2 protein-coding genes and 1 pseudogene are annotated in these 1,976 nt (G+C 75.7%); all 3 read right to left on the bottom strand.

The features are described from left to right. Positions 1-289, bottom strand: a pseudogene (locus tag IH13_RS0110145) (tetratricopeptide repeat protein); the annotation flags it as partial. Positions 290-380: 91 nt separating this feature from the next. Further along, positions 381-1,637, bottom strand: coding sequence for an HD-GYP domain-containing protein (locus IH13_RS0110140; protein ID WP_031083052.1), 1,257 nt, complete (start codon positions 1,635-1,637; stop codon positions 381-383). Next, positions 1,637-1,976, bottom strand: a 340-nt coding sequence (locus IH13_RS0110135) for an HD-GYP domain-containing protein (RefSeq protein WP_031083050.1), incomplete at its 5' end; no start/stop codon positions are given. The genes IH13_RS0110135 and IH13_RS0110140, both read right to left, overlap by 1 nt.

The following is a 1,976-nucleotide window of genomic DNA, read 5'->3' as shown; positions in this document are numbered from 1 at the left end:
CGGTGGCGGCGATCCCGACGTTCCACCAGTCCGGGGCCCCGGACTCGCGGTCGAGCAGGGCCACGGCACGCAGGCCGGCCGCTCTCGCCTGCTCCCAGTCGTGCCGGAACTTGTGCAGCAGCGCCAGATTGAACCAGGACTCCGAGAGCCAGGGTTCCAGATCCGCCGCGCGTGTCAGCAGCGCGCCCGCGTCCTCGTACCGGCCGTCGCCGATCAGCGTGAACGCGCGGTCCGTGGCCTGCCGCCAAGAGGCGGACGGCCGATGCCGTACCTTCCCGAAGATCCTCACGATTCCCGCCTGTCCCGACTGGACACCCTCGTATGCTCGCTCTCTTCGCATCCAACCATGCCCGGCCGGACGCCCGCTCATTACCCGTGGGTTACCCACTGGGGGCCGGGGTCAGACCACCTCGCGCCAGGACCCTCGCCAGCGCCTCGACCACCTGCGGCTGGTAGTCGCGCCCGGTGCCGAGCCTGAGCTGCTCAAGCGCCCCCAGGGCTCCGCTGACGCCTTCCCCGCACAGGTCGTCGTACGCGTTGACCGCACGGATGATCCGGGCCGCGGTGGGCTGCTCCCGGTACGGATCGGCCTGCTGTTCGACCACGACCGCCACCTCGGTCTCCCCGCCGGTCTGCCGGACCACGGCGCCCCCGAGCAGGGCGATCCTGCGCTGCTCTGCGGGCGGCAGCGTGACCGTCGCCCCGCCCGGCACGGCGTCCACCAGCGAGAGCTGCCCGATGTCGTGCATCAGCGCCGCGTACTCCAGGACGGTCAGCTCGGGCCCGGACAGGCCCAGCTCCCGGCCGACCGCGTCCGAGAGCACGGCCACCCTCCGGGCGTGGCCGTGCCGGGTGTACCCCGCGATCTCGGTGGCCCTGGCCAGCGAGGCGATGGTCTGGCGGTAGGTCGTGCGGGCGGCGGCGTACCGGCGGAAGGAGACCTGGGTCAGCAGCAGTGGCACGCACAGCACCGGCAGCGCCCACAGCCCCGCGACGGCGACCCCGAGGGCCATGACCGCACCGGTCGCGCAGACCGCGGATCCGATGCCGCTGAGCGCCCGGAGCTCGTCGCGCAGCAGCGGCCCGAAGGGGCGCGGGGTCCGGGCGGTCAGGGCCGCGAGCACCGCGTCGCACAGGGCGGTGAGGACCAGCAGGAGGAGCAGGAAGACGGCGAAAGGCGGCCCTTCACCGAACCAGCGCACCGCGTGCCCCGAGTTCGAGAGCGGCTGGAAGCAGACGGCGGCGAATCCCACGGCCAGGATCCGGCGGGCCACCCGGTCCGGCCCCGGGCCGCTGCCGCGCGCCGCCTGCGGGACCGCGGCGAGCAGCTGTGCCGCCACCACGACGGTGACCACCTGGAGGACACCGTGGGTGGTGGGCGTCCCCCGGCTGCTGCCGAGCAGGGCGTACGCCAGCGCACCGGCCGCCCCCAGGGGCGCGGGCTCGCGCTCACCGGGCAGGGCGCCCCAGCGGGCCAGCTCACCGACGGTGATCAGGGCCCCGAAGGCGAGCGCGTGCCCGGGCTCCACGAGGCCGTGCCAGAACGTATGGCCGAGCGCGACGAGCGCGAGGGCCAGTGCGGCTCCCCGGACGGCGAGGGCCGCCGGGGGCGGGACGAGGCGGTGGAAGGACGTCATCACGGGCGCCCCGGCCGGCCGGCGGGCCCCTGGGCGGCCTCGCGGGGCGGGGCCGGCCGCTGCCGGGGCGGCCGGGGCACCTCCTCGTCCGAGGGGACGGCGGTGGCCGCCGCGGACCAGCCGTGCCGGTCGAGGGCACGCGCCAGCGCCCGTACCATCCGGGGATCGAACTGGCTCCCGGCGCAGCGTTCGAGCTCCTCCACGGCGGCGGGGACGGGCCGGCCGGGCCGGTAGGAGCGGGTGGAGGTCATCGCGTCGAAGGCGTCCGCCACGGCGACGACCCGGGCGAACTCCGGGATGGCCGCACCGCTCAGGCCGTAGGGGTAGCCGCTGCCGTCG

Origin of the sequence: Streptomyces sp. NRRL WC-3549 (genome assembly GCF_000721935.1) — a bacterium.
Lineage (GTDB): Bacteria > Actinomycetota > Actinomycetes > Streptomycetales > Streptomycetaceae > Streptomyces.
Note: the sequence above shows the minus strand (reverse complement) of the source record. Positions and strands in the feature narration are given on the sequence as shown.

What these genes read in the sequence shown, in the direction of transcription:
- IH13_RS0110140 (WP_031083052.1), bottom strand. Translation starts at nt 1,637, where the DNA reads ATGACGTCCTTCCACCGCCTCGTCCCGCCCCCGGCGGCCCTCGCCGTC.